The following is a 25,268-nucleotide window of genomic DNA, read 5'->3' on the forward strand; positions in this document are numbered from 1 at the left end:
TGATTGGGGATAACTTAGTTTTTATCCACAATATGAATCGTGGTGGTTCGACCCGCGACAAAAGCCAACTGATCATGCGGTACTTCATCCAGTACAATTTTCACTGGTACACGCTGTGCCAAACGGACCCAACTAAAGGTTGGATTGACATTGGCCAGTAAGCCATCAGTCGAGGTACGTTCACGGTCTTCAATCCCTGTTGCAACGCCTTGTACATGGCCTTTATAAACTTCAGAACTTCCCATCAGTTGGATTGTTGCAGGTGCGCCAACATAGATTTTATCCAGTTTGGTTTCTTCAAAATATCCCACAACATACAATTGTTGACGGTCAATTAAGGCCGCTACGGCTTGGCCTACTTTGACGTAATTCCCTGCTTTGAGTTCAAAGTTAGACAATGTTCCATCAGTCGGTGCAACCACTTCCGAACGTTTTAAATTCAACTCAGCCAAATGCAAACTGCTATTGGCCGCTTCAATTAGGGCTTTTTGCTGCACCACACTGGCTTTGGCTTGTTCAATCGCGGCCTGAGCTTGCTCATGCTCTGCATGTGATTGATCACGTACTGCAAACATTTGATCTTGTTCTTGTTTTGAAATCGCACCGTCCATCAAACTTGCATAACGATTTGCATTTTTATTTGCAAGGTTGATATTGGCTTGTGACTTCACTAGATTTGCTTTGGCTTCAGCAAGCTGTGCTTCAGCCCCTGCGAGTCCTGCTTTGGCTTTCGCCAAGTCAGATTTGGCTTGCTCAAAATCCAAGGCTTGACGTGCCACATCTATACGAAACAGCACTTGGCCTTTTTTCACTTGTTGGTTGTCTTGAACCAAAACGTCTGTGACCAAACCTGAAACATCCGATGACACTTGAATCACGTCACCACGTACCCGCCCATCACGCGTCCAAGGTTCCGAATTGTAATATTCCCAAATATGTTTCAGCGCAAGTAATGCGCCACATAGCACAATTATTAGCAATACAGGCCGAATATATTTTCGGACATTCAAATTGGTCATACGATTACCTCAATCATTTCATTTTTTTAGGGGCTTAGAACTGGCAAAAAATAAAGATTTCATGCACCAGCCAAAGCAACATCACAAATACACCCAAATAAAAAATATTGGGCATCGGCACCCAATCTTGCGCCATCCATCGGTCAAGCAAACGCATGATGACCCGCAATAACAGATAGGCCAATACCGCTTGAATCAATAGAATAGGCACATAAATGCCATATACATTTAGCTCACCCATGTTGTGCCTCGACCTGTAAATGATTTGGAGTCTGCTGTGTTAGGACATGACACAAACTGCTTTGAATATTGTTCAGTGAATACTGAATTCGATGCATAACATCGTCGTTTTCCACACCCTGAACGGCCTGATTCAATCGTTGAACTCGCTCTACAATTTGCTGTTTCAAGCTCATATACACATTCTTTTGCCCTTGTTCCATGGCCCGAAAATAGTCATCTAAATCTTGTTGTAACTCTTCGAGTTCACCGACCAGTGCATCATTCGGATCGAGTTTATTCATCAGTTCTTGTAAGCGGGTCAAATCAATCACCGCACTGGCTTCCACCAAAGCCCACTCGATCTGTTGTTTCAAGTTCCCTGATTGCACCATTTTGCTATTTAGGATGCCGATTCGGTCCAACATACTGCGTAAATGCACCCGAAACGGTAAGCCGTACGGCAGATATAAAGCCTGACGCAGTGCCTTATAGTGCTGTGAAAGTATGCGTTGGGCCGTCATATCTGGGGACATCGCACGCACTAAATGAATAATAAATACCGAGATAATGGGTCCCAAAACCGTCCCAATCGATGCATCGAAGAAAAACACCTGATCGAGGCTAAAGCGGTTTTGAAAATTCAGTCCCATGATGGTGCCCATCAAAAGCGGCAAGCTGATCCCAATCAAAGGCGGATGTAAAAACAGCATCAGACAGAACATCACAAACGGTGCTAACACCACGATCAACTGCCAAAAAGCGGTCACATGCGGGAAAATGCCATAGGCGTAGATAAACACCATGAAAGCCGCATACATATTGGCGCGAATAAACATTTTCAATGCAGGAACAGGGTTATCCATTGCCGTTAAAATACAGGCACTGATCGCAGCCATTTCGGCCATCATAAATCCAGCTTTCCAACCACTGGCGATCCAAAAACCCGTAGAAATTAAAATAATCAAACATGCAGACACCCCGCCACGAATGGCAACCCCCGCATCTCGGTGCAAAGTCGGATAATGACTATTGCCCAAGGCAGTCAGTGTAGCTGGTAAAGTGGAGTCGCCTTGTTGTACCCGCTGCCAAAGCAGACGAATCGCACGAATATTCTGAATAAAATGGCGAATATCCATTTTTAGACTGCCCAAAATCACCTGCTGTGATGGCAATGCCTGTGCCTGAATCTGTTGAAAATCTTGCTCAAACTGTTCAGGCAATTGATTAAGTTTACTTTCCTCAATCTGATGTTGATCTAATAAAAACGCGGCAATATGTTCATGGGCTTGCTTGAGTGCCGTCCGATAATGTATGTCCAGACCGTCTAATTGTTTCATCCGTTCAGACATGGCCACCAAGTTACAGACCAACAAACTCAACTGATGCAAGATTTCCTGCAATGGACGTGTCATGCCTTTTAGGGTAGATTTTTCATAAGACAAATGCACCGCCATGACATGTATATCCGCGATATCTCGTGCAATATTGCCGAGATTTTTTGAATAATTTTCTAGTTCGGCAGGCTCTAATAAAATCTGATCAAAAATTTCTTTGGTATCGGCAAAGGTTTTGCTCACCCGTGTTTCGACTGCAGGACCAATATGCATTGGAAATAATGTCGTAGTCACGATGGCACTACATACCACACCCACCGTAATTTCGAGAAAACGCCCCAAGGCCATATCGAAGATCGAAGCGGTATCAATAAAATACACCACGTTAAAACAGATAATGACCGTGGTATAACCTGCCAACATGGAAACATAACTACGAGGCGTACGGTCTAGCAGTGACAAATACAAGCAAAACCCAACCCAAACAGCCAAAAAAACCGTAAACAGTACAGGCATATGAATAAGATGTGGCAGTGCCACCACTGACACAGCCGCCCCTAAGAACGTCCCTAATACACGATACAAACTTTTTGAAGACGTCATCCCTGAATATGGATTCGCGATCACGAAAACGGTGCCAATTGCCCAAATCGGATAAGCCAAATTCAGTACAAAGGCTACATACAATGCCAACATGCCCGCGATGAACGTTTTGGTCGCAAAAATCCAGTCCATTTTATTGGGCCGAAAAGCGAGTATTTGTTTCGTCAGCAGCATGATTGATCTCGTCGGTTTGCTTCTTTTTAGTGAAAACGGCCTCGTATCGAATGCTTAAACATTCGACAGCACAACCTGTATCACGGCACAGGAATAACTAGAAATTTCAATAAGTAAAGAAGCGATTCAAATCGTGTTTCAAACCATTTGAATACAAAAAGTAGTGTGCAACATTGCCTGCGCATCGAAAGAATGGGCAATATTTATTCAATATAGGATATTTTCACAATAATTTTGCTAAAAAAACAAATTAAAGTCAATATTAATATCTTATTTTGATAAATTACCTATATTTTAAATGCATATTTCAATTTTTTATTGTGCTTTTATCAGAATAACCCAAGAAACCCTGTGATATTTCAGATTTGTTTCATTTTCAATGTAGAAAAGCGCAACATCAGGCCGAGCAATTTGTTATAAAGTAACTTAACGATTCATTTTTATTGTGACCAAGCAGGTTCTTATGGCGCTTTCCAGTTTTGGTAAAATTCTCACCGTACTCGACTTATTTTCAGTTGCTCGTCCCATCATCAATGTCGACATTATTAGTGAAGAATTAGGCTTATCTAAACCAACGAGCTATCGCTATTTAAAAGAACTGGTTTCTGCTGAATTATTGCAGCGCCTCAGTGGGACTTCTGGCGATTACACACTGGGTTCAAAAATTGCTGTGCTTGATTTTATTTCTCGCACCACCGATCCATTGGTGCAAATTAGCATTCCCTTCATGAAAGAAATTGTGGAACGCACAGAGTCTTGTTGCTTATTGACGCATCTGAATATCGACTCATGTATTGATGTACATCATGAACTGTATAAGGACTATACTGCCTTGGCATATGGTCGAGGTAGCCCACGTCCAATGTACAAAGGCTCATCGTCTAAAGTGATTTTGTCGCAGTTACCTAAGCAACGGATTTTAGATTATTACCACCGTTTTGCGGACGAGTTATCTCAAGTTGGTTTTGCGCATAATGAAGAAGAATTTATGCTGCAAATGAAAAAGATTAAAAAGCAGGGTTATTATTTTTCCAATGGTGAAGTTGACCCGAATATGTCGAGCTTATCGATTCCGATTAAATTTTCCAGTAAAGAACCCCCGCTTGCTTTGACCCTATTGGCGTCTAAAAATCGTTTTGAATTTATGAATTTTCAAAAAGTCGTAGAAATGATGCAAGACTGTACAGCGCGTATTGAGAAAAAATACAGCAGTAAGATGGAAGAATCGGATGCCATTTAAATCTGATCAGTTTGCGCACAACTGATGCGATGTTGTAAAGATGATATTTAATTAATCTGATAAATTTATATCATTAATTGAATTTATTAATTATAAATATTAGATAAATTATCATAATATGATTATTGTTCTTTAGCAGTCATCTCAACCATGTGTTCCATGATTTCAGTTGATTGTCGCTATACTCTTCCTCAGAGAAAGAAAAAAGCTCATCTAGATATGGGCTTTTTTTACGGCTGTTGATCATAGAAATAACGAAAGGTTAAATTCACCCTCGGCTCGGTCACTTTCATCGACTTCATTAGGGCATGTTTCCAATACCGTTGGGTTTTCCCACGCATCACAATCAACTGTCCACTTTGCAGTAAAAGCTGTACTTTCTCTTGAGTGCTTTTATGTTTAAAGCAAAACTTACGGCTTGCCCCAAAACTCAAAGATGCGATCACCACCTGCTGTGTGGGTGAAAGCAAAGATGGCTCATCATCACTATGCCACCCCACCGCTTGCGTACCATTTTCGTATAAATTGGCCAAACAGGAATTAAACGTCTGACCCACCCGTTGTTCAATATGTTGCTTTAAGCGCAGTAAAGCTGGATTCCAGATCAATGCCTGCTTTTGCATGCCTGAATAGTGATACTCATAATGAGCATCTCCATACCAAACCACTTTTCGTTCCGTTTGAAAATACTGTCCATGCAAAATGACTTCATCATGCTGCCAAGCCAACTGCGTGAGGAAATAGCGTAAATATTTTTCACTTTCTTCAGCATTGAAGATCAATCCATAATCTTCAACTTCACCATCATAGGGCAACAGATTTGCATGCGGTTCAGGCGTAAATAATTCAAAATTCATCGGTTCAACTCAACACTGTTTGGCACAGCAGCGTGATGCTGATGTCGTGAGCACATTAAAAAAATATCTTAGCCGAAAAACTCTCGTCACAAATCAAAACATTGTCATTACTTGTCGCATAGAATTTTCAGTCTTAGACTAAAGCTCATATTCACAATAAAAATAATTGCTTATGAACCTGTGGCAGCTTTTCCAAAAATTACGTCCATTTGTACAGCCATACCGCTGGCTGGTGGTCGTGACGCTGATCTTGACCTTAATTGGCTCACTCACGGCACAGGTGAATGCCCTGACACTCAAATATGCTGTAGACAGCATCAATCAGCTTTTACAACAAGGCCTCGGTCTAGCGAATGGTTGGCATATATTAATCACCATCACCGTAGTCTTACTGGGAAAAGAAGTCATCAATGCCATCGTGCAATTTGGACAAAAATCGTTTGGTGAAAAATTACGTATTTTAATTTCTCAGGATTTGTCCCAAGGCATTATTGAAAAATTTATTACCTATCGATTGGCATTCTTCGATCAACAAGACAACCAAGCAGGTAAGCTCCAAACTCGAATTGATCGGGGTGTCAGCTCGCTCACACGACTGGTTCAAATCTTTTTTATTGATATTTTACCGCTATTTACCAGTGCTATTATTGCACTGGGCTTAATGTATTATGCCAATGTTTGGGTTGGCGTGGTGGCCACAATTATCGTGCCGATTTATTTTTGGCTAACTTTCAAACAATCACAAAAACTGGCAGGCAAACGCCGTGCCCTACGCGATAATTTTGAAAAGAAAAATCAGGGTATTCTGAGTATTATCAATTCGATAACGGTCATTAAATCTTTTAACAAAGAAGCCGTCGAATCGAAAAAGCAATTAAATCTGCAAAAGTCGCTGACTGAAAACCAAATGCAGACACGGCAAACCAGTTATATCTTTGACGGACTCAAAACCTTTATTGAACAGGTCGGTGTGGTACTGATCATCATTCTGACAGCCTATTTTGTTTTGGATGGGCAAATGAGTATCGGGATGATTATGTATCACGTGTTGTTATTTAATAATGTCTCTGCCCCGATTCGCTCGCTGCATCGTATCTATGATGAAATTAACTCTGCGATGATTTATTCAGAAAGCTTCTTTAACATCTTAGAAGCGGATCATGAAATTGAAACCAGTGGCACTGCCCAGCCTCCGATTCAAGGTCAATTTGAATTGAGCAATGTCGACTTTAGCTATCCCAATGGCTTTCAGGCATTGCACCGCATCAACATGACCATCCAACCGAACAAAATCACCGCCTTGGTTGGTTTATCTGGGGCTGGTAAATCGACATTAATTAGCTTACTGGATAAGTTTTATCATCCTCAAGCGGGCAATATCAAACTCGATGGCATCGATTTAGAACAGATTGATACGCAGTATTTACGTGAAAATATTGGTTTGGTTTTACAAAAAAATCATATTTTCCCAGGTTCAATTTTTGAAAATATTCGCTATGGCAAAAGTACAGCCACAGAGCAAGAAGTCTTTGATGCAGCACGGAAAGCCTCGATCCATGATCAGATCTTAAAACTGCCGCATGCCTATGAAGCCGATGCCTTACTGCTCTCAGGTGGACAGCAACAGCGTATTGCCTTGGCACGTATGTTCCTGAAAAATCCGCCGATTATTTTCTTAGATGAACCGACTGCAAGTTTAGATGCGATCGCTGCTGAACAAATTAAAAATAGTCTGGATCAAATTAAACAAGGGCGTACCGTCATCATGATTTCACATAGTTTGTCGCAAATTATCGATGCCGATTACACCTATGTGATGAAAGACGGACAAATCGTAGAACACGGGGAGCATCATGATTTGTACCATCAAGAAGGTGCTTATAAGCAAATCTTCGATGCGATGGCAAAAAGTTTGAATATTGACAAAATTGCCCGAACTTTTGAGGAAGACGAAGAAACACATAGTTAATTTTAGACAAAAAAAAGCCCATCGTGTGATGGGCTTCGTTAATATTGGTTTTTATCAATTAACGCTGAACTTTTTGCTCAATTTCTTCAACACTGGTGTGACGGACATCTAGACCTTTCACCATATAAATCACTTGTTCAGAGATATTTCGTGCATGGTCACCAATACGTTCCAGTGAACGCAGCACCCAAAGCACATTCATGACCCGAGTAATGTGCCGTGGATCTTCTATCATATACGTCATGAGGGTACGGGTTGCCGATTGGTACTCGCGGTCAATATCAGCATCGGCCAAAAGAACACGTAAAGCCTGATCTACATCCAAACGTGCAAAGGCATCGAGCGCATCATGAATCATCACGCGAACTTGGTTGCCAATATGACGTGTTTCCATATAACCACGCGGTGAACCACCCTCTTCACACAAGCTTTGTGCAATACGGGCAATTTTTGCCGCTTCATCACCAATCCGTTCTAAATCGGTGTTGGCTTTCGACATCGCAATCACCATGCGTAGATCAATCGCAGCAGGATGACGACGCGCCAAAATTAGGGTAAGCGCTTCATCAATTTCAGTTTCCATACGGTTCACCGTATTGTCTTGAAATTGAACATCGATCGCCATCGTTGCATCCGTATCCAATAAGGCATGAATGGCATTTGCAACCTGCTGCTCCACCAAACCGCCCATAGTCATAAATTTGGTATGCACATCCTGCAACTCTTCATTGAATTGCGAAGAAATGTGATGGTTTAAAACAGGATTATTAGGCAAAGCGAGTCTCCACTACAACGTGAATCGGCAGATTTTAGTGCCATATTAAAGCATATTGATTGTGAAACTTTTATGACCATGGATTATTTCTTTAGTAGGATCGATGGCTGATTTTTCTGATCGACCAACCATGCATTCATTTCCACTAAATCAGCTTCCGTTAATTTCCCAACGGAGGCTTTGAGTTGCAGTACATGTATTAAATAATCGTACTTGGAATTTAAATAATCTTGACGGGCTGAAAAGGCATTACGCTGTGCCAGTAGCACATCAACCATAGTTTTCAGACCTTCTTGGTACTGGGCTTGTGAGGCCAAAGACACTTGCGCGGAAGAATCCATCGCGGCTTTACGTGCCTGTAATTTACTTTGATCCGTTTCGACTTGCATATAAGATTTTTTTACATCGGTTTGTGCTTTTCGAATTGCTGCATCCACCTGTGCTTGGCTTTTTTCAACATTGATCGCCGCTTGCTTAATGGATTTCTGTGTCCGTCCACCATTAAACACATTCCAGTTCATTTCAATCCCCACCTGATCAAATTGACCATCTTGCGACATGATGGATTGTGGACTTTGCTTGTTATAACCATAGGTCCCTACCGCTTCAATCTGAGGATATAAGGCAGCTTTTTCGACGCGTTTGCCATCTTCCGCATAACGTTGTTGCATACGCGCTTGTAAAATGCCTAGGTTCTGCTCCTGAGCCAGTTCTTCCCACGCTTGTACATTGTTTGGAATCGGTTTTTCAAACTGAAAATCTTCACGTAACACCGCCAAATTTTCTCGATATGGCCCAATCAACTGTTGTAATTGTTCCTGCGCCAAAACCAATTGAACATTAGTCGCCATGCGGTTGGCCCGAGCATTTTGATATTGAGCATTGGCTTCGCTGACATCACTTTTTGCCACCAAACCTTCTTTTAATTTAGCATTCATCATGCGCAGCTGTTCCGATAGCGCCTGTTCTTCTTGTAAGTTGGCAACCGTCAATGCTTGCTGACGTAGGACATTAAAATAAGCTTCAGAGACATTTAAAATATGATCTTGTTTTTGAATCCGCAGATTGATTTCACTTAAATTAATCGAGGTCTTGACTTGCTTCAGCCCTTCCCATGCATCCCAACGAAAAATGGGCTGACGGGCAGTGAGCGCAATTTGTCTTGTTGTGGTGCTGTCTGGCATGATCAGCCCGGCTTGAGCGCCGCTTTGGTTGGAATTTTGATTTTTTCGGGTCACATTTCCGGAGATTGTTACCGTCGGGAGTAAGTTCCCATTGGCAATCCCCAAATTCAATTTATCCGCTTCATATTGTAGTTTATTGGCTTGCCAATTGGGGTCTTCTTGTTTTGCACGTTCATAAGCTTGCACAAGATCTAGCGCACACGCCCATTGACTCGTGAAAAGCAAACAAAGACCCACCACAACTTTTTTGTTCATTTTTTTTGTAAATTCCTAATATTCAAATGCCCGAGATTGAATATTCAAGCCTAAAACTAAGCAGATACTAATCATATCCTTGCAAATTTCCGTATGATTTTTATTAATTTTTTATATCAAATGCGACAAAACCGGATAATTTCAGTCGTTTTCGGACACTACTCACAACGCTATAACAAAGAACTGTACAATAGTACACATATTGCACGTGTTTCATCTATAAAATAGTCGACATTCCATCGGACAATACCACTTCTATAGCGCATCGAGTTCCTGTGTCAAAATTTTTTCAGCTGCCTGCAAAGTTTAGTGCAATGTTTTTATGTTTCAGTATGTTGAATGGATGCCAACAACAGCCTGAACCTCAACCTGCACCAGAGTTTCCCAACAATAAGACTGTTCAAAAAGAAGCAGTCGATTTGTCTTTGCTGTGCAAAAAACTTGAAAAAAACATGCTGGAAATAGACGATCAACGAACAACTTTCGCTTTAGAACAAATCAACCAAGATCTCAAAGTCTGCTTACCGCTGTTAAAAGCAGACGAACAAAAAAAATTACTGCGTTTGTCCAATCAAATGTATCGCAACTTTTTACATGTTGAACGTACAGCTCAACAGCAAATGGCGTTCGAACAATTTGCCTTTGATATGGCTCAGCATCCCACAATTCAACAAAATCATTATGAGCGGCTCACTGCCCGAGATCAATACTTACTGAAACATAAAGGCCAAGCTTATGTGGAGTTGTTCGATGCAGGTGAAGGACAATTACGCTATCGCCGCAGTCCTGAATATTTAGCCAAAATTTTTGCGCCTTATATGGAAGAATCTGAGCAAGTCTTTATTGAAAAACTGGCTGAACAAAATGCACAACCTGCCTTGCTGCAACAAAGTTTAGCCATTGAGCCACAAGAGATTGCGACACGTGCAATTTTTTGGGAAGACTATCTCAAACAATATCCAGATAGCCCCTACAAAAAAGATGCACAACAATTGCTATATCAATATAGCCAGTTGTTATTTATTGGTTCGGCACATAGTCCCGTTTCTAATGATTTTTCAGACCGCCTCAGTATTCAAGCCAGTTCTTTAGAAGAAATTGAACGCTTGGCTCAATTAAAAAACTCCAAATTGGCAGATCAGGCGCGTTTATTTTTAAAATTATTAGATCAAAATACTGCTGCATCTAATCAGCGATCAGAAGCGCAGCTGTTGAATTTAATTGGTGTCCGTAATCCTGATCCGCATTATAAGAAAGACTGTTTTAGTGACGCCATCTGTGTAAATCAGTCCTCTACTTAGCCAATGCAAGTTCAATTGCACACGGACCTAGCCAAAATTCTGCACTGCAAAATCGATGAAAAATAACACTGTTTTAAAACAGCCTTCATGCTAATATCCGCACAAAGCTTGACGGAGCGCAGGTAATTTCCTGCTGAGATCATCTAAATTTAGTTCGCTAAATTTAAGGATGAGTACCGTTGAACCTGATCAGGTTAATACCTGCGTAGGAATCAAGCCATCTAAAAACTTAAGCCCTTCTTATCTCTTGGTTTTACGCCTTTATTTTCAGGTAAACCCATCAGATAAACCGCCACGTTTTTGGTCGTGCTTGATTCGTTGATGTCATTCATAAGGATCATTGCAATGAACCAATTAACGAATCTCACCGCTTCAGATCGCGCTGCTCAACATGAACAAGATGCTAAAGATCTCACGCGTATTCTCCCCGCGTCAAAGAAAGTCTATATCCAAGGCTCACGTCCTGATATTCGCGTACCAATGCGTGAGATTAGCCTTACAGATACGCCTACAGGTCTGGGTGGAGAAAAAAATCAACCCATTATGGTCTATGACACCTCTGGTGCTTATACAGACCCCAATATTCAAATTGACCTGAATCAAGGTCTACCCAATGTCCGTGAATCTTGGATTGAGTCACGAAATGATACGGAAATACTCGATACCTTAACTTCAAAATTTGGGCAAGAGCGTCTTCGAGACATCCGTACTGCAGAGATTCGTTTTGCGCATATTTCAAAACCGCGTCGCGCTCGTCGTGGGCACAATGTCTCTCAAATGCACTATGCCAAACAAGGCATCATCACTCCTGAAATGGAATACATTGCGATTCGTGAAAATCAGCGCCAACATGAAGGTGTTGATATGCGCCAACATGCCGGTCAAAATTTTGGCGCACGCAATTTAACTGAAATCACCCCAGAATTTGTACGTCAAGAAGTGGCTGAAGGTCGTGCCATTATCCCTGCCAACATTAACCACCCTGAATGTGAACCGATGATTATTGGTCGTAACTTCTTGGTGAAAATCAATGCCAACATTGGTAACTCAGCACTTGGTTCAAGCATCGATGAAGAAGTGGCAAAAATGACTTGGGCAACTCGTTGGGGCGCTGACACCATCATGGATTTATCGACAGGTAAAAATATCCATGAAACCCGCGAATGGATTATTCGCAACTCCCCTGTACCGATTGGCACCGTGCCGATTTACCAAGCTTTAGAAAAAGTTGATGGTGTCGCAGAGGACTTAACCTGGGAAATTTTCAAAGACACACTGATTGAACAAGCCGAGCAAGGTGTCGATTACTTTACGATTCACGCAGGCGTGTTGCTTCGTTATGTTCCACTCACCGCCAACCGTTTAACTGGTATTGTGTCACGTGGCGGATCCATCATGGCGCAGTGGTGCTTAGCGCATCATGAAGAAAACTTCCTGTATACGCATTTTGATGAAATCTGCGAAATCATGAAAGCCTATGATGTGTCATTCAGTTTAGGTGATGGTTTACGTCCGGGATGTATTCAAGATGCCAACGATGAAGCCCAATTTAGTGAATTACGAACCTTAGGTGAATTGACTCACCGTGCATGGGAGCATGATGTACAAGTCATGATTGAAGGCCCTGGCCATGTCCCAATGCATATGATCAAAGAAAATATGGATCTACAACTCGAGGTTTGCAAAGAAGCACCTTTCTATACCCTTGGACCACTCACCACCGATATTGCCCCGGGCTATGACCACATTACCTCTGCCATTGGTGCGGCAATGATTGGTTGGTATGGCACCGCCATGCTGTGTTATGTGACCCCGAAAGAGCATCTTGGTCTACCAGATAAAAAAGACGTCAAAGATGGCATTATCACCTACAAAATTGCAGCCCATGCCGCAGACCTTGCCAAAGGTCATCCCGGTGCGCAGGCTCGTGATAATGCATTATCCAAAGCACGCTTTGAATTCCGCTGGGAAGACCAATTTAATCTGAGCTTAGACCCTGATACAGCGCGTAGCATGCATGATGAAACTATGCCGAAAGAAGCACATAAATCAGCCCATTTTTGTTCGATGTGTGGACCTAAATTTTGCTCGATGAAAATCACACAAAATGTGAGAGATTATGCAAAAAATCAGCAAGATATGCAGCTTTCTTCAGAATCTAATCCTGAAATTGAAACAGGTTTACAAAGCATGAAAGCGGCCTATCATGAACATGGTCAAAAGTTGTACCACAAAGTGTAAAGCTTAAAAAAAATCTTTTGTATTCAACAAAATCTCGGTTAGGATGAAATGGAAGATTTCATCCTAATTAGCGCTTATGAATATTATTAAACAGGCCACATATAACAAAAAAGATTACAGCATTGAAGGGCGTGAACATCTTTATAAAGGCTTTATTCAAGTTGAAAAAGTTCAGCTTCGACACCGCTTATTCCATCAAGACAGCATGATTCCAACCATTCAGCGTGAATTGATTCATCGTCCTGAAGCAGCAGGTGTGCTGATCTATAGTCATCAACAACAAAAATTTGCCTTAATTGAACAATTCCGCATTGGGGCGATTGATGATGAAACTTCGCCATGGCAACTAGAGATTATTGCCGGCGTGCTCGATGGTGATGAATCTGCTGAAAGCTGCATCCGCCGTGAAAGTTTGGAAGAATCAGGCTGTGAATTAGATGCACTACAGCATTTATTTAGTTTTTATCCCTCTGCGGGTGCCTGCGCGGAATTATTCCACCTTTATAGTGCTGAAGCTGAACTTCCTGAACTTGGCGGAGTCTTTGGCATGCCTGATGAAGGAGAAAATATTCAATTGCATATCTTAAACTATGCTGATATTCCTGAATTATTAACCAATGGTCGGCTAAAAAACGCACCTGTCATTATGGCCTTGCAATGGTTACAACAACAAATACATACTACAAGGAATGTCTAAGGGGAAGGACATGACTTTAAGGGATACACCACAATACGACTGGACACTGATCCAGATCTCGGACACACATTTAATGGATCAGGAAGATCTTGAATTTGTCCGCATGAATCCAGAGCAGAGTTTTCACGATGTGATTCAACAAATTCAGTTGAACCATCATCACATCGATACGCTTGTCCATACTGGCGATCTTGCACAAGTGCCGGTAGAGCGTACCTATGCGCGTTATCTCGAATATATGCAACAGCAGCCGTTTCCGTTTTATCAGATTCCGGGGAACCATGACGAAGCGTCTTGCTTCCCATTTCATCAACAGGAAGATCGTGCTCACTGCATCGCATTAGGCAATTGGTGTCTGATTTTACTGAACAGTGCGGTTAAAGGAAAAGTGGATGGTTGGGTATCACAACAGCAGTTGGAACAATTAGATCAGTTACTCACAGCACACCCACAGCAACACATCATTGTGGCATGCCACCACCACCCTTTTGCCATGCAATCGCATTGGATAGATCAGCATAAACTAAAGAACGCTGAACATCTCATAGATGTGCTTTCACGCCATGACAATGTCAAAATTGTACTATGCGGACACGTACATCAAGACTCGTCTAATCAATGGCGCAATATTCAGTTTTTATCGACGCCTTCGACCAGTGTTCAGTTCAAACCACATAGTGAAAATTTTGCCTTAGATGAGGCTTTACCAGGGTATCGTGCACTCTATCTGAATGATAATGGTGAATTTAAAACTGAAGTTGTTCGGGTCAAATTGAAACAACCTCAAATTAATGTTGAAATTTCAGGTTATTAACTTTTCAATTTGATTTTTTTGCTTTACTTTATGGCTTCTAAAGGAAAAGTGATAGTTAGAATCCAAACATCAAAGACTATCAATAAGCAGAAAAAGTCTATATGATGACGACCCCCACAGAAGGAAACTCTGTGTTGGGTGGATAAAAAACTTGCATATCACCATATTTTTTGCGTATAGATATATGCATATGATGAGGAATGCCCTACATGGCGAATGACAACCAAAATCAAGTCTTAGACGAACAAACTGATGTAGTAGACGAAAAGTCTACCAAACGCGTGCGCAAATCAAAGCCAAAGGCGACTGAAGGTGGTTCTACTGCAAGCTTATTTGGTATTGAACCTTATCAGCCTAAAAAGAATGAAGAATACATGTCTGAAGGGCAACTTGAGCATTTCCGTCACATCTTATTGGCGTGGAAAGCTGAGTTAATGTCTGAAGTAGACCGTACTTTGAATACCATGCAAGACGAAAATACTGCGCTTCCAGATGTGAACGACCGTGCAACGCAAGAAGAAGAATTTGCGATTGAACTTCGTACACGTGACCGTGAACGTAAACTGATCCGTAAAATTGAACAATCAATTGAAGCGATCAAAAATGATGACTACGGCTTCTGTGAAACGTGTGGTATCGAAATTGGCTTACGTCGCCTAGAAGCACGTCCAACAGCAACTTTATGTATCGACTGCAAAACACTTGCAGAGATCAAAGAGAAGCAAAATAACGGTTAATTCTGTGTTGAGTAATTCCTCTCTAGCCCTCCCTTTAGATAAGGGAGGGAAAGCTGCAGAGCATTACGTGGGTCGGTTTGCGCCATCGCCAACCGGCCCTTTGCATTTTGGCTCTTTAATTACAGCAGTCGCAAGCTACTGCGATGCCCGTGCCCATCAGGGGCAATGGGTGGTTCGTATCGAAGATACCGACATTCCACGTATATTTCCCGGCAGCGAAGAACATATCTTACGTTGTATTGATGCATTTCAATTCAAACCAGATGCCGAGATCATTTTCCAAAAAGACCGCTTAGAAATCTATGAGGAAGTCATTGCACATTTGTATTCCCAAGACTTGATCTATGCTTGTCAATGCACCCGAAAAATGCTCGGTTCGAATCATATCTATCAAGGTACATGTCGTAATCTTGGCCTTCCTCTTCAGGATCAGGCCATTCGAATCAAAGTCGATGCACAGAACATTTGTTTTACCGACCGCTTACAAGGGATGCATTGCTCCAATCTGCAACAGGATTTGGGTGACTTTGTCTTAAAACGCCGTGATGGCATTATCAATTATCAACTTGCTGTCGTGGTTGATGACTACCTACAAGGGATGACCCATGTTGTGCGTGGGGCTGATCTTTTGGACAATACCGAACGTCAAATTTGGCTCGGACAGGTTTTGGGTTATCCGCGCCTTGAATACATGCACTTGCCATTGGCAATGAATGATCAGGGACAAAAACTGTCAAAACAGAATATGGCTCAAGCTCTTGATTTAAACCAAGCAGCACCTTTATTGCAACAAGCATTGCAAGCCCTACACCAACCGCCAGTCGACTTGGATACGCCACGTATTATGCTACAACAGGCGATTGCGCAGTGGGATATTCAACAAATTCCCCATGGCACAGCATTGCCTCAAATCTATCAATAAACCCACATCCCTATCTGAGCCAATCACTCGATATTCAATTGAATTATGCTTTAATAAAGTGATCAATCGACCATTGGAGAGCCTAATGTTTTTTATTTTTGGAGTTGGTCCGAAAACCAAAGTCATTGAAAAGAGCCAATTTACTTGCCCTGTCTGCCGCAGCAGAACTCAGTATGAGTTGAAACAGCAACGTAATTATTTTTCTTTATTTTTTATTCCATTGATTCCACTATCTAAAGCCAAGGCGAGCTTGGTCAAATGTCTCCATTGTGGAACGGAGATGCCGGCGAGTGTACTGCACCATGCATCTCCCGATCCGCAACGAGATACGAATTTAGAAGCTTGATTCTTCTTTACTTGGGTTCACTTCTTTGGTCGTCGCATCGATCTTTAAGATCAGACTCACCATAACCGCACAGATAATCAAAGAAGACCCCCCATAACTAATAAACGGTAAGGTCAAACCCTTGGTTGGAAGCATGCCCATGTTCATGCCTGCATTCACCAAAATTTGCAGCAAGAAGATAATACTAATGCCATAAGCCAAGTAGCCTGCACGTAAATACTGATGACGCAAGGCACGATGACCAATGCGAATACAGCAGACCAACATCACAAATGATAGCGTCAATACGGTCAAAATTCCAAAGAAGCCAAATTCTTCACCCAAAACCGCCAACATGAAGTCGGTATGTGCCTCAGGTAAATACGACATTTTTTGAATACTATGACCTAAGCCGACACCAAACCATTCACCGCGACCAAAAGCCATTAATGCATTCGACAACTGGTAGCCTGCGCCTAATGGATCATTCCATGGATTTGAGAAGGACATCAAACGCTCTAAACGATAAGGTTCAAATAAAATCAAGAACACAAAGGCCATGATGATCGCACCAAAGGCAATTGCGAACTGAATCAACGGTGCACCTGCGAGGAAGAATACCCCTAGCATAGTTAAGGCAATCACCACCGTCGCCCCTAAATCTGGCTCTGCCATGACTAAACCGACAGTTGCAGCCATAATCACTGCCAATCGTACCAAGCCCTTGATGTTATTGCGGACTTCTTCAGCACGTCGTACCACATAGTCCGCGGTAAATATCGCCATCATGACTTTGGCGACTTCCGAAGCCTGTAAGGTGAAACCAGCGATCCGAATCCAACGTTTAGAACCATTGACCTCTGTCCCGACAGCCAATACAGCAGCCAGTAAGATAATCGTGATAATCCATAAAAAGAAGGTGTTGTTAAACCAAACATTCAACGGCACTTTATAGGCGATATAGGCGGCGGCGGCGGCAGCGGCAATCGAAATACCGTGTCGTGAAATGTAATGAAAGGCATTTTCATGCATGCGTTCTGCATAAGGCATCGATGCAGATGCCACCATGATCGAACCAATACACAACAATGCCAAAACACAGAACACCAGAACATTGCGCACGTTGACCTCGGCAGGTAACCGAGGAATCCAACGCTCTACAACTTCATTTATTCTATTTATGGTCGCCTGAGCTAACCCAGCCATACAACTTTCCTTATCATTCTTTTAAACGAGTGCATTCACACAATCAACAAATTGGTGTCCACGCTCACTGTAGCCTTTAAACATATCAAAACTTGCGCACGCTGGAGACAATAACACCACATCATTGGCTACCGCATTTTGTTGGCACAGCTCAACCGCTTGTTTCAAACTTTCAGCATGAATCAGCGTGGTTGTCCCTTCAATCGCTTTTTCAATAATTGGACGATCTTCACCAATCAATACCGCAACTTTGGCATATTTTGAAAGTGAATCACGCAGCGCAGTAAAGTCCTGCCCTTTGCCTTGACCACCTAAAATAATCGCCACTTTACCGCCTTTGGCTTCAATCGCAGCACCTAGACCATCAATCGCAGCTAAAGTCGCACCAATATTGGTGCCTTTAGAGTCATTATAATAACGAACACCATGCACTTCTTTGACAAATTCACAGCGGTGCTCTAAACCTTTAAATGTTTTCAAAGTTTCCAACATGCCCTCTAGTGGCAAACCAATCGCTTCACCCAAAGCCAAACATGCCAAGGCGTTTGCCACATTATGAGTCCCTTGAATATACATATCTGCACTTTTCAGTAAACGCTCACGACCACGTGCCAACCAAATTGTGCCATCAGTATCGCGTAAAATACCAAACTGATTCATATCCGGTGCATTTAAGCCAAAGCTTTGCATTGGAGTAGCATCTGGAACCAATGGACGTGTTAATGAGTCATCACGGTTATACACCACTTTTTTCACCGCTTGGAAAATACGATGCTTCGCAGTGTGATAGCCCATCATATCGCCATGACGGTCCAAATGGTCTTCACTCATGTTCAACACCACAGCCACTTCTGCTGCCAAGTTCGACGTGGTTTCTAATTGAAAACTTGAAAGCTCTAAAACATAAAGCTCTGGATCATCTTTGGTGAGATCCAAAGCTGGACGGCCCAAGTTTCCACCCACTGCCACTTTTTTGCCTGCATCTGCTGCCATAAGACCAAATAAAGTCGTTACGGTACTTTTCGCATTCGAACCTGTAATCGCGACAATTGGCTTATCCGTCGCACGACGTAAAATTTGAATTTCTGAAACCACAGGAATGTTGGCTGCAATGGCCGCCTGAATTTGCGGTAATTTTGGATCTAGCCCCGGGCTGATAATAATTTCTTCTGCTTGGAGTAATAAATCTTGATCCAACTGACCGAAACTAGTTTGTACATCATTTGGAATTTGATCATGACCCGGTGGGACTGCTCGTGAATCGGTGACTGCAACGCGGTAGCCATGGCTATGTAAGAAATTCACTGCGGAAACACCAGAAATCCCTAATCCGGCAACAACCTTCAATCCACCACGCTGTATTAACATTTTCGCCCCATTTTTTGGTCGGTTTTTAAATCTGACAAAATGTTAGCACTTTGCTGTTTTGAATGCTTTTTATGTTTTCACTTTCTCGCAGTTTTTTTGTGTCCGCTCGTAAAAAAACCGCCCATCTTGGGCGGTTTTTTTACGCAACGGGCGGTGAGCTTATTTCCACTTCACCGCTTGTACTTCAGCTTTTTTTGCAGATGAATTATCCGAAGCTGAACATCCACAACCGCCTGCACAGCCTGCGGCCATTTTTGGCTTTAACCATTTGGCTAAACTGTTCCAACCACGGTTTGCACAGTGCCCAGATAAAGTTGTGAAGACTAAGTTCGATGTTTTTGGAAATACCTTCTTAAACACCACGACAGCACTCCAAATCACCAATACCGCAATAATTATTGATTCAAGCATGTCTCTCTCCTTTGTTCAGCTTTTGCCATTCAAGATTCACTATCCAAAATAGCGTGTTGCAATTTGATACGTGATGAATGCCATTAGATAAGCCAAACCAAATAAATAGATAGTCATGAAACTCACCGTTTTCAAGGAGCCAGTTTCACGTTTAACTGTCGCCAGTGTCGCCAAGCAATGTGGCGCATAAATAAACCACACCAATAATGATAGACCGGTTGCCAATGACCAACCCAATGACCCATCGCTACTAATTAAATTTGCCAGACCTTGAGACATGGCATCCTCATCTGTTGCAGACAAGGCATACACCGTACCCAATGCCGCTACAACAACTTCACGTGCCGCCATCGCTGGAATTAAGGCAATACAGATCTGCCAATTAAAACCTAATGGTGCAAAGATCGGTTGTAATACATGCCCAAGCATACCTGCCAATGAATAATCAATATCCGGCAAAGTTGCGCCTTCTGGCGGTTGCGGGAAAGTACACAAGAACCATAATAAAATTGATAAAGCGAAGATGATGCCACCAACACGCTTCAAGAAGATCTTGGCACGGTCCAGTAAACCAATCCAAACACTCTTAATATCTGGGAAACGGTAGCTTGGAAGTTCCATCAATAAGGCATGCTGTGATTTATCTTTTTGGAAGAATTTCAGCACTGTTGCCACAATTAAGGCACTCACAATCCCTGCTGCATATAATGCAAATAACACCAAGCCTTGTAAGTTAAAGACGCCCCAGACCATTTGCTGTGGAATAAATGCTGAGATCAGCAAGGCATAAACCGGTAAACGTGCCGAACAGGTCATCAATGGCGCAACTAAAATCGTTACCAGACGATCTCGGGGGTCTTGAATACTCCGAGTTGCCATAATGCCCGGTACAGCACAGGCAAAGCTCGACAGTAAAGGAATAAAAGCACGTCCACTCAAACCTGCTTTAAACATCAGCTTATCTAGTAAGAATGCTGCACGTGGTAAATAACCCGATTCTTCTAAAACCAAAATAAAGAAGAATAAAATTAAAATCTGCGGCAAGAACACCACTACACCGCCTGCACCCGCAATGATCCCATCAACCACCAAGCTGTTCAGGAGTGGATGTGAAATGTGTTCACCGACTAATTCACCGAACCAACCGAAGAAGGTTTCAATACCATCCATAAACGGCGCAGCCCACGCAAACACCGCTTGGAAGATAATAAACATCATCACCGCTAAGGTAATTAAACCAAAGACTGGATGTAGAAAAATTTTATCGAGAAAGTCTGAGCGTTTATCTTCATGATCAACAAACACCACCACGTCTTTTAAAATTTGTTCAATTTTTTCGTGGTTAGTCCCAGAAAGATTGGTATCACTTAATGACGCATCTGGTTTTCTGAAGCCTTCGGCATCCAAAGCGCCCATTAAGTTTTCAATACCTGCATTACGTACAGCAACGGTTTCTACAACAGGAACGCCCAAACGCTGAGACAGCTTTTGGGTATTGATTTGCATGCCACGACGACGCGCTTCATCCATCATGTTGAGGACAAGTAAAATTGGACGACCCAAATCGATCATTTCCATGACTAAACCGAGGTGCAATTTTAAGTTTGTCGCATCAACTACACATAAAAAGACATCTTGATGCCCTTCTTCTGCAATTTTACCTTGCACGACATCACGCGTAATGGCTTCATCAGGACTCGTCGCTTCTAAGCTATACGTCCCCGGCAAATCCAAAACTCGAACAGATTTACCCGATGGCAACGTAAATTGACCAACCTTGCGCTCAACCGTTACCCCAGCATAGTTCGCAACTTTCTGACGTGTACCCGTTAAATGATTGAATAATGAAGTTTTACCACAGTTTGGATTACCAACGAGGGCAATACGTAACGCATCACTCATGCTGATGCCCCTTCCATTGCTATTTCCACTTTTTCAGCTTCTACTTTTCGCAGTGCGAAACGAGTAAACCCAACTTGAATTAAAATCGGGTCACCACCAAAAATACCTTTGGTAATCACCTGTACTTTTGTTCCGGGAACAAAACCCAAAGTCTCTAAACGGCTAGCGACTAAATCAGCCGGAGCATTGTTGCCATTCTGGTTACGATGTACCTTATGAATGACTGCGCTTTGTTTCACTTTCAAATCAGATAATCGCACGCAACTAACCCTAAAAAATTTTGAACATTATACAAACAAATGAGAATAATTAACAAATCGGATTCGATTTCAATTCTCATTTAACAATCTAGCATCGACACGACTATTTTTTTAAATTACATTGCATTAAACCATTGTGATTTCTTGGTTTAATTTCGAAAATGAGCGGCACATGTTAAATAAAAAACCACGTATTCCAACCCCAGTCCAAATTCCAGAATCACTCAGTTTTTTACACGGATATCGTGATCATTTAATAGCTCAAACCGTCAGTCCACACACTCGAAATGCATATTTATCTGATTTAATTCAATGCAGTGAGTGTCATACGCATGTCATGACTGATTGGAGCAGTGACGACATTTCAGATGTCTTGCTTAGCCTGACTAAACAAGGAAAAAGTCCACGCTCGATCGCCCGCTCACTTTCTGCACTGCGTTCATTTTTCAAGTTCTTACGCGAACAAAAAATACGCAGCGACAATCCTGTTGCAATCCACAAAACACCCAAATTGGGTCGTGCCCTACCAAAGGATTTATCTGAAGCAGATGTTGAAGCCCTGATTAATGCCCCAGACCTCAACACCGCATTGGGTCTACGTGATCGTGCCATGCTCGAAGTGCTGTATGCCTGTGGTTTACGTGTCTCTGAGTTATTAAATTTAAGATTAGAGCTGATCAATCTTAAACAAGGCTATTTACGAATTACCGGTAAAGGCAATAAAGAACGCTTAGTTCCTTTAGGTCAAATGGCGGTGGAATGGATCGAGAAATATTTAGCCGAAGCGCGCCCCGTCTTATACAAAAGCGCAACCGATGCTTTATTTCTCACTCAACTCGGTGGAATGATGAGTCGCCAAAACTTTTGGTACGCGATTAAACGCTATGCGCTCATTGCAGGCATTCAAGCCGAATTATCACCACATACCTTACGCCACGCCTTTGCCACGCATTTGCTCAACCACGGTGCCGACTTACGTGTCGTGCAGATGCTGCTCGGCCACAGTGACTTGTCTACCACGCAAATTTATACCCATGTCGCGCAGATTCGTATGCAAAAATTACATGCAGACTATCATCCGAGAGCTTAACGGCAGGAAATATCAGACCAAGAAGTTCTATCGTGCCCGATATTTTTTGCTATGCTTACTCACCTGTTTGATAAAGCTAAAAGAAAAGGGTTGTTTATGTTATTTACCCGTTCAAAAATTTTTCTCGCATCGACACTTGTTGCCAGTATGGCGTTAGTGGCTTGTTCTAATTCAAATAATGACGAAAAGAAAGATGCGACATTAACGGCAAGTACGCCTGCAACTGGTGAAGCTTCGAATTTATCTGAACGTAATGCTAAGCAGCGTTTAATTGATACTTTGCAATCCAATCTGCAAAAAGCCAATATCAATGCCAAAGTCACTGGGGTGAAAGCGACTGAAGTTCCTAATTTGTTTTGGGTAAGCTTTGAAGGCATGCCTGCGGTCTATGCTACAGCTGATGGTAAATACATTTTCCAAGGCGACGTGGTTCGTTTAGGTGAAAAACAACTCTTTAATGTAGGCGATACACTACAAGCAGAGGCCAACAAAAAATTATTTGATCAATTAAAAACTGAAGACCTACTGATTTATAAAGCCAAAGGTAAAACCAAACACGTGGTTTATGTGTTTACCGATGTTAGCTGTCCTTATTGCCATAAATTACATGAACAAATGGATGATATTAATGCCCGTGGCATTGAAGTCCGTTATATCGCTTGGCCACGTGGTGAACAACACATGCCAATGATGGAAACTATCTGGTGTAGCAAAGACCGTCGTGCCGCATTTGATAAAGCCATTGCCGGTGAGCAAATCGAGCCTGCATCATGTAAAAACCCAGTGCGCAGCATGTATGAAATGGGTCTAAATATTGGTGTGAATGGTACGCCAGCGATCTATAACGCAGAAGGCAAACACATCGGTGCTTACATGTCGGCTTCCGAACTTGAAAGTGCGCTTAAATAACTAATTTTTATAGGCTAAATGAATGTTTTTTATGGGTGGGAATAAAGTGATTTCTACCCTAGAGTCCGAACGTTTTTTTAGCTATGATCTAAACTCACTTAAAGCAATGATGAAATAAATGGAGTGTGACGTGAAACCAGTTCGTCTGGCAATCCTCGGTCTTGGTACTGTGGGTGGTGGTGCCCTTAAACTACTAAAAGAAAATGCTGCTGAGATTAAACGTCGCACCGGTCGTGAAATTGAAATTACCCATGTGGGTACGCGTCGCCCTCGTCCTGATTTAGAACTGCCTGCTTCAGTGAAGCAAAGTGCTGATTTATTGGATATCGTCCGTCAACCCGATGTAGACGTTGTGGTTGAAGTTATGGGCGGCATTCACCCTGCGTATGAAGTGATTCGTGAAGCAATCGTTCATGGCAAACAAGTGGTCACAGCCAACAAAGCTTTATTAGCTGAACACGGTAATGAATTATTTAAATTGGCCGATGATCATCACGTTCAGATTGCTTATGAAGCAGCTGTCGCAGGTGGTATCCCAATTATTAAAGTCCTCCGTGAGGGTTTGGCAGCCAATAAAATTGACTGGCTTGCAGGTATCATTAACGGTACTGGTAACTTTATCCTGACTGAAATGCGTGAAAAAGGTCGTGCCTTTGCAGACGTTCTCAAAGAAGCGCAAGAACTCGGTTATGCAGAAGCAGATCCAACATTCGACGTCGAAGGGATCGATGCGGCGCACAAGTTAACATTGCTGGCTTCTATTGCTTTTGGTATCCCACTCCAGTTTGACAAAGTCTTCACGGAAGGCATCAGCAAAGTTACTGCACAAGATGTCAAATATGCTGAAGACCTTGGTTTCCGTATTAAACATTTAGGTATTGCACGTCGTGCTGCAACTGGCATTGAGCTTCGTGTTCATCCAACGCTGATCCCTGAAGACCAACTGATTGCCAATGTAAATGGCGTTAAAAATGCCGTATTGGTTCAAGCCAATGCCGTTGGTCCAACGCTTTACTATGGCGCAGGTGCAGGTGCAGGCCCGACAGCATCAGCAGTGGTTGCCGACGTTGTCGATATTGTCCGTGACATCTCATATACCGAAGATGGCGCAGGTACAATTCCACAGCTTGCTTTTGAAGCACTGACCGATTTACCAATTCTTCCACGTGAAGAAATGACCACTGGATATTACATCCGTATTAATGCCGAAGATCAAACTGGCGTTCTTGCTGATGTCACTACGATTTTAAGCCGTGCAGGAATCAGCATCGATGCGATCATGCAACAGCCGCGCTTAAAAGATCTTATTCCTATCGTGATTCTGACTGATCCAGTTAAAGAATCTAAAATGGATGAAGCCCTTCAACAAATTCAAGCATTGCCTGTCATTCATGGCGAAATTGTACGAATTCGTTTAGAATCGCTTGATAATTAATCGGGTCGAGGGGAATAT

The 25,268-nt window shown here is 42.3% G+C and carries 23 protein-coding genes and 1 riboswitch; of the genes, 12 read left to right on the top strand and 11 right to left on the bottom strand.

What is annotated here, in order from left to right:
• Window positions 1-14: 14 nt before the first annotated feature.
• From FTU13_RS04390 to FTU13_RS04400, 3 genes are read right to left on the bottom strand one after another with little or no spacing between them, the layout of a single operon-like run.
• Window positions 15-1,019, bottom strand: a complete 1,005-nt coding sequence (locus FTU13_RS04390) for an HlyD family secretion protein (RefSeq protein ID WP_180126960.1) — start codon at window positions 1,017-1,019, stop codon at window positions 15-17.
• 34 nt (window positions 1,020-1,053) lie between these two features.
• A complete protein-coding gene (locus FTU13_RS04395; RefSeq protein ID WP_180024254.1) occupies window positions 1,054-1,260 on the bottom strand; it encodes a DUF1656 domain-containing protein in 207 nt (68 codons plus the stop codon).
• Window positions 1,253-3,352: an FUSC family protein gene (locus FTU13_RS04400; RefSeq protein WP_180126962.1), complete on the bottom strand. Its 2,100-nt coding sequence runs from the start codon at window positions 3,350-3,352 to the stop codon at window positions 1,253-1,255. The genes FTU13_RS04395 and FTU13_RS04400 overlap by 8 nt, the downstream gene beginning before the upstream one ends.
• A 463-nt stretch (window positions 3,353-3,815) precedes the next feature.
• Here FTU13_RS04400 and FTU13_RS04405 point away from each other — a divergent pair, with 463 nt between their 5' ends.
• Window positions 3,816-4,592, top strand: coding sequence for an IclR family transcriptional regulator (locus FTU13_RS04405; RefSeq protein WP_180126964.1), 777 nt, complete (start codon window positions 3,816-3,818; stop codon window positions 4,590-4,592).
• 230 nt (window positions 4,593-4,822) lie between these two features.
• Here FTU13_RS04405 and FTU13_RS04410 read toward each other — a convergent pair whose 3' ends face one another.
• Complete coding sequence (locus tag FTU13_RS04410; RefSeq protein WP_180110456.1) at window positions 4,823-5,449, bottom strand: alpha-ketoglutarate-dependent dioxygenase AlkB; 627 nt, start codon at window positions 5,447-5,449, stop codon at window positions 4,823-4,825.
• A 172-nt stretch (window positions 5,450-5,621) separates the two neighbouring features.
• Here FTU13_RS04410 and FTU13_RS04415 point away from each other — a divergent pair, with 172 nt between their 5' ends.
• Complete coding sequence (locus FTU13_RS04415) at window positions 5,622-7,418, top strand: ABC transporter ATP-binding protein (protein ID WP_078189432.1); 1,797 nt, start codon at window positions 5,622-5,624, stop codon at window positions 7,416-7,418.
• A gap of 58 nt (window positions 7,419-7,476) precedes the next feature.
• On the opposite strand, the gene phoU is transcribed toward FTU13_RS04415, so the two are convergent.
• Window positions 7,477-8,193 carry a phosphate signaling complex protein PhoU gene (phoU, locus tag FTU13_RS04420; protein WP_078189433.1) on the bottom strand — a complete coding sequence of 239 codons (717 nt, stop codon included), beginning with the start codon at window positions 8,191-8,193 and terminating at the stop codon, window positions 7,477-7,479.
• A gap of 83 nt (window positions 8,194-8,276) precedes the next feature.
• Window positions 8,277-9,632, bottom strand: coding sequence for a TolC family outer membrane protein (locus tag FTU13_RS04425; RefSeq protein WP_180116046.1), 1,356 nt, complete (start codon window positions 9,630-9,632; stop codon window positions 8,277-8,279).
• Window positions 9,633-9,946: 314 nt separating this feature from the next.
• On the opposite strand from FTU13_RS04425, the gene FTU13_RS04430 reads away from it, so the two are divergent.
• The 7 genes from FTU13_RS04430 (at window position 9,947) to FTU13_RS04460 (ending at window position 16,690) form a co-directional block, all read left to right on the top strand.
• On the top strand, window positions 9,947-10,933 hold the full coding sequence (locus FTU13_RS04430) for a hypothetical protein (RefSeq protein ID WP_180127040.1): 987 nt from the start codon (window positions 9,947-9,949) through the stop codon (window positions 10,931-10,933).
• 102 nt (window positions 10,934-11,035) lie between these two features.
• A riboswitch (TPP riboswitch) is annotated at window positions 11,036-11,162 on the top strand.
• Window positions 11,163-11,278: 116 nt separating this feature from the next.
• Window positions 11,279-13,174, top strand: coding sequence for a phosphomethylpyrimidine synthase ThiC (thiC, locus tag FTU13_RS04435; RefSeq protein WP_180126966.1), 1,896 nt, complete (start codon window positions 11,279-11,281; stop codon window positions 13,172-13,174).
• 76 nt (window positions 13,175-13,250) lie between these two features.
• Window positions 13,251-13,871 carry an NUDIX domain-containing protein gene (locus FTU13_RS04440; protein WP_180126968.1) on the top strand — a complete coding sequence of 207 codons (621 nt, stop codon included), beginning with the start codon at window positions 13,251-13,253 and terminating at the stop codon, window positions 13,869-13,871.
• 10 nt (window positions 13,872-13,881) lie between these two features.
• A complete protein-coding gene (cpdA, locus tag FTU13_RS04445; protein ID WP_078192576.1) occupies window positions 13,882-14,685 on the top strand; it encodes a 3',5'-cyclic-AMP phosphodiesterase in 804 nt (267 codons plus the stop codon).
• A gap of 209 nt (window positions 14,686-14,894) precedes the next feature.
• Window positions 14,895-15,422, top strand: coding sequence for an RNA polymerase-binding protein DksA (gene dksA / locus FTU13_RS04450; protein WP_078189438.1), 528 nt, complete (start codon window positions 14,895-14,897; stop codon window positions 15,420-15,422).
• 4 nt (window positions 15,423-15,426) lie between these two features.
• Entirely contained in the window at window positions 15,427-16,344 is a 918-nt protein-coding gene (gene gluQRS, locus FTU13_RS04455) for a tRNA glutamyl-Q(34) synthetase GluQRS (RefSeq protein ID WP_373423857.1), read from the top strand.
• Window positions 16,345-16,429: 85 nt separating this feature from the next.
• Window positions 16,430-16,690, top strand: coding sequence for a zinc-ribbon domain-containing protein (locus tag FTU13_RS04460; RefSeq protein WP_078189439.1), 261 nt, complete (start codon window positions 16,430-16,432; stop codon window positions 16,688-16,690).
• Here FTU13_RS04460 and ftsW read toward each other — a convergent pair.
• The 5 genes from ftsW to FTU13_RS04485 form a co-directional block, all read right to left on the bottom strand.
• Window positions 16,679-17,875, bottom strand: coding sequence for a putative lipid II flippase FtsW (ftsW, locus tag FTU13_RS04465; protein WP_180088855.1), 1,197 nt, complete (start codon window positions 17,873-17,875; stop codon window positions 16,679-16,681). The two genes, FTU13_RS04460 and ftsW, sit on opposite strands and share 12 nt — an antisense overlap.
• Before the next feature lie 21 nt (window positions 17,876-17,896).
• On the bottom strand, window positions 17,897-19,243 hold the full coding sequence (murD, locus tag FTU13_RS04470; RefSeq protein ID WP_180126972.1) for a UDP-N-acetylmuramoyl-L-alanine--D-glutamate ligase: 1,347 nt from the start codon (window positions 19,241-19,243) through the stop codon (window positions 17,897-17,899).
• 159 nt (window positions 19,244-19,402) lie between these two features.
• Window positions 19,403-19,654: a DUF6587 family protein gene (locus tag FTU13_RS04475; protein ID WP_180126974.1), complete on the bottom strand. Its 252-nt coding sequence runs from the start codon at window positions 19,652-19,654 to the stop codon at window positions 19,403-19,405.
• 39 nt (window positions 19,655-19,693) lie between these two features.
• On the bottom strand, window positions 19,694-21,556 hold the full coding sequence (gene feoB / locus FTU13_RS04480; RefSeq protein WP_180093144.1) for a ferrous iron transport protein B: 1,863 nt from the start codon (window positions 21,554-21,556) through the stop codon (window positions 19,694-19,696).
• Entirely contained in the window at window positions 21,553-21,816 is a 264-nt protein-coding gene (locus FTU13_RS04485) for a FeoA family protein (RefSeq protein ID WP_078189444.1), read from the bottom strand. Before FTU13_RS04485 ends, feoB begins: the two co-directional genes overlap by 4 nt.
• Window positions 21,817-21,988: 172 nt before the next feature.
• Between FTU13_RS04485 and xerD the strand changes: the two genes are divergently transcribed.
• The 3 genes from xerD to FTU13_RS04500 all read left to right on the top strand — a co-directional run bounded on the left by xerD (window position 21,989) and on the right by FTU13_RS04500 (window position 25,250).
• On the top strand, window positions 21,989-22,906 hold the full coding sequence (gene xerD / locus FTU13_RS04490; RefSeq protein ID WP_180084521.1) for a site-specific tyrosine recombinase XerD: 918 nt from the start codon (window positions 21,989-21,991) through the stop codon (window positions 22,904-22,906).
• A 96-nt stretch (window positions 22,907-23,002) separates the two neighbouring features.
• Entirely contained in the window at window positions 23,003-23,815 is an 813-nt protein-coding gene (locus FTU13_RS04495) for a DsbC family protein (protein ID WP_180126976.1), read from the top strand.
• Window positions 23,816-23,945: 130 nt separating this feature from the next.
• Window positions 23,946-25,250, top strand: a complete 1,305-nt coding sequence (locus tag FTU13_RS04500) for a homoserine dehydrogenase (RefSeq protein ID WP_078192857.1) — start codon at window positions 23,946-23,948, stop codon at window positions 25,248-25,250.
• Window positions 25,251-25,268 lie beyond the last annotated feature (18 nt).

This window comes from Acinetobacter sp. YH12064 (assembly GCF_013419735.1).
Classification (GTDB): domain Bacteria; phylum Pseudomonadota; class Gammaproteobacteria; order Pseudomonadales; family Moraxellaceae; genus Acinetobacter; species Acinetobacter amyesii.

What these genes read in the sequence shown, in the direction of transcription:
- FTU13_RS04390 (WP_180126960.1), bottom strand. Translation starts at nt 1,019, where the DNA reads ATGACCAATTTGAATGTCCGAAAATATATTCGGCCTGTATTGCTAATA.
- FTU13_RS04395 (WP_180024254.1), bottom strand. Translation starts at nt 1,260, where the DNA reads ATGGGTGAGCTAAATGTATATGGCATTTATGTGCCTATTCTATTGATT.
- FTU13_RS04400 (WP_180126962.1), bottom strand. Translation starts at nt 3,352, where the DNA reads ATGCTGCTGACGAAACAAATACTCGCTTTTCGGCCCAATAAAATGGAC.
- FTU13_RS04405 (WP_180126964.1), top strand. Translation starts at nt 3,816, where the DNA reads ATGGCGCTTTCCAGTTTTGGTAAAATTCTCACCGTACTCGACTTATTT.
- FTU13_RS04410 (WP_180110456.1), bottom strand. Translation starts at nt 5,449, where the DNA reads ATGAATTTTGAATTATTTACGCCTGAACCGCATGCAAATCTGTTGCCC.
- FTU13_RS04415 (WP_078189432.1), top strand. Translation starts at nt 5,622, where the DNA reads ATGAACCTGTGGCAGCTTTTCCAAAAATTACGTCCATTTGTACAGCCA.
- FTU13_RS04425 (WP_180116046.1), bottom strand. Translation starts at nt 9,632, where the DNA reads ATGAACAAAAAAGTTGTGGTGGGTCTTTGTTTGCTTTTCACGAGTCAA.
- FTU13_RS04430 (WP_180127040.1), top strand. Translation starts at nt 9,947, where the DNA reads ATGTTTTTATGTTTCAGTATGTTGAATGGATGCCAACAACAGCCTGAA.
- thiC (WP_180126966.1), top strand. Translation starts at nt 11,279, where the DNA reads ATGAACCAATTAACGAATCTCACCGCTTCAGATCGCGCTGCTCAACAT.
- FTU13_RS04440 (WP_180126968.1), top strand. Translation starts at nt 13,251, where the DNA reads ATGAATATTATTAAACAGGCCACATATAACAAAAAAGATTACAGCATT.
- cpdA (WP_078192576.1), top strand. Translation starts at nt 13,882, where the DNA reads ATGACTTTAAGGGATACACCACAATACGACTGGACACTGATCCAGATC.
- dksA (WP_078189438.1), top strand. Translation starts at nt 14,895, where the DNA reads ATGGCGAATGACAACCAAAATCAAGTCTTAGACGAACAAACTGATGTA.
- FTU13_RS04460 (WP_078189439.1), top strand. Translation starts at nt 16,430, where the DNA reads ATGTTTTTTATTTTTGGAGTTGGTCCGAAAACCAAAGTCATTGAAAAG.
- ftsW (WP_180088855.1), bottom strand. Translation starts at nt 17,875, where the DNA reads ATGGCTGGGTTAGCTCAGGCGACCATAAATAGAATAAATGAAGTTGTA.
- murD (WP_180126972.1), bottom strand. Translation starts at nt 19,243, where the DNA reads ATGTTAATACAGCGTGGTGGATTGAAGGTTGTTGCCGGATTAGGGATT.
- FTU13_RS04475 (WP_180126974.1), bottom strand. Translation starts at nt 19,654, where the DNA reads ATGCTTGAATCAATAATTATTGCGGTATTGGTGATTTGGAGTGCTGTC.
- feoB (WP_180093144.1), bottom strand. Translation starts at nt 21,556, where the DNA reads ATGAGTGATGCGTTACGTATTGCCCTCGTTGGTAATCCAAACTGTGGT.
- xerD (WP_180084521.1), top strand. Translation starts at nt 21,989, where the DNA reads ATGTTAAATAAAAAACCACGTATTCCAACCCCAGTCCAAATTCCAGAA.
- FTU13_RS04495 (WP_180126976.1), top strand. Translation starts at nt 23,003, where the DNA reads ATGTTATTTACCCGTTCAAAAATTTTTCTCGCATCGACACTTGTTGCC.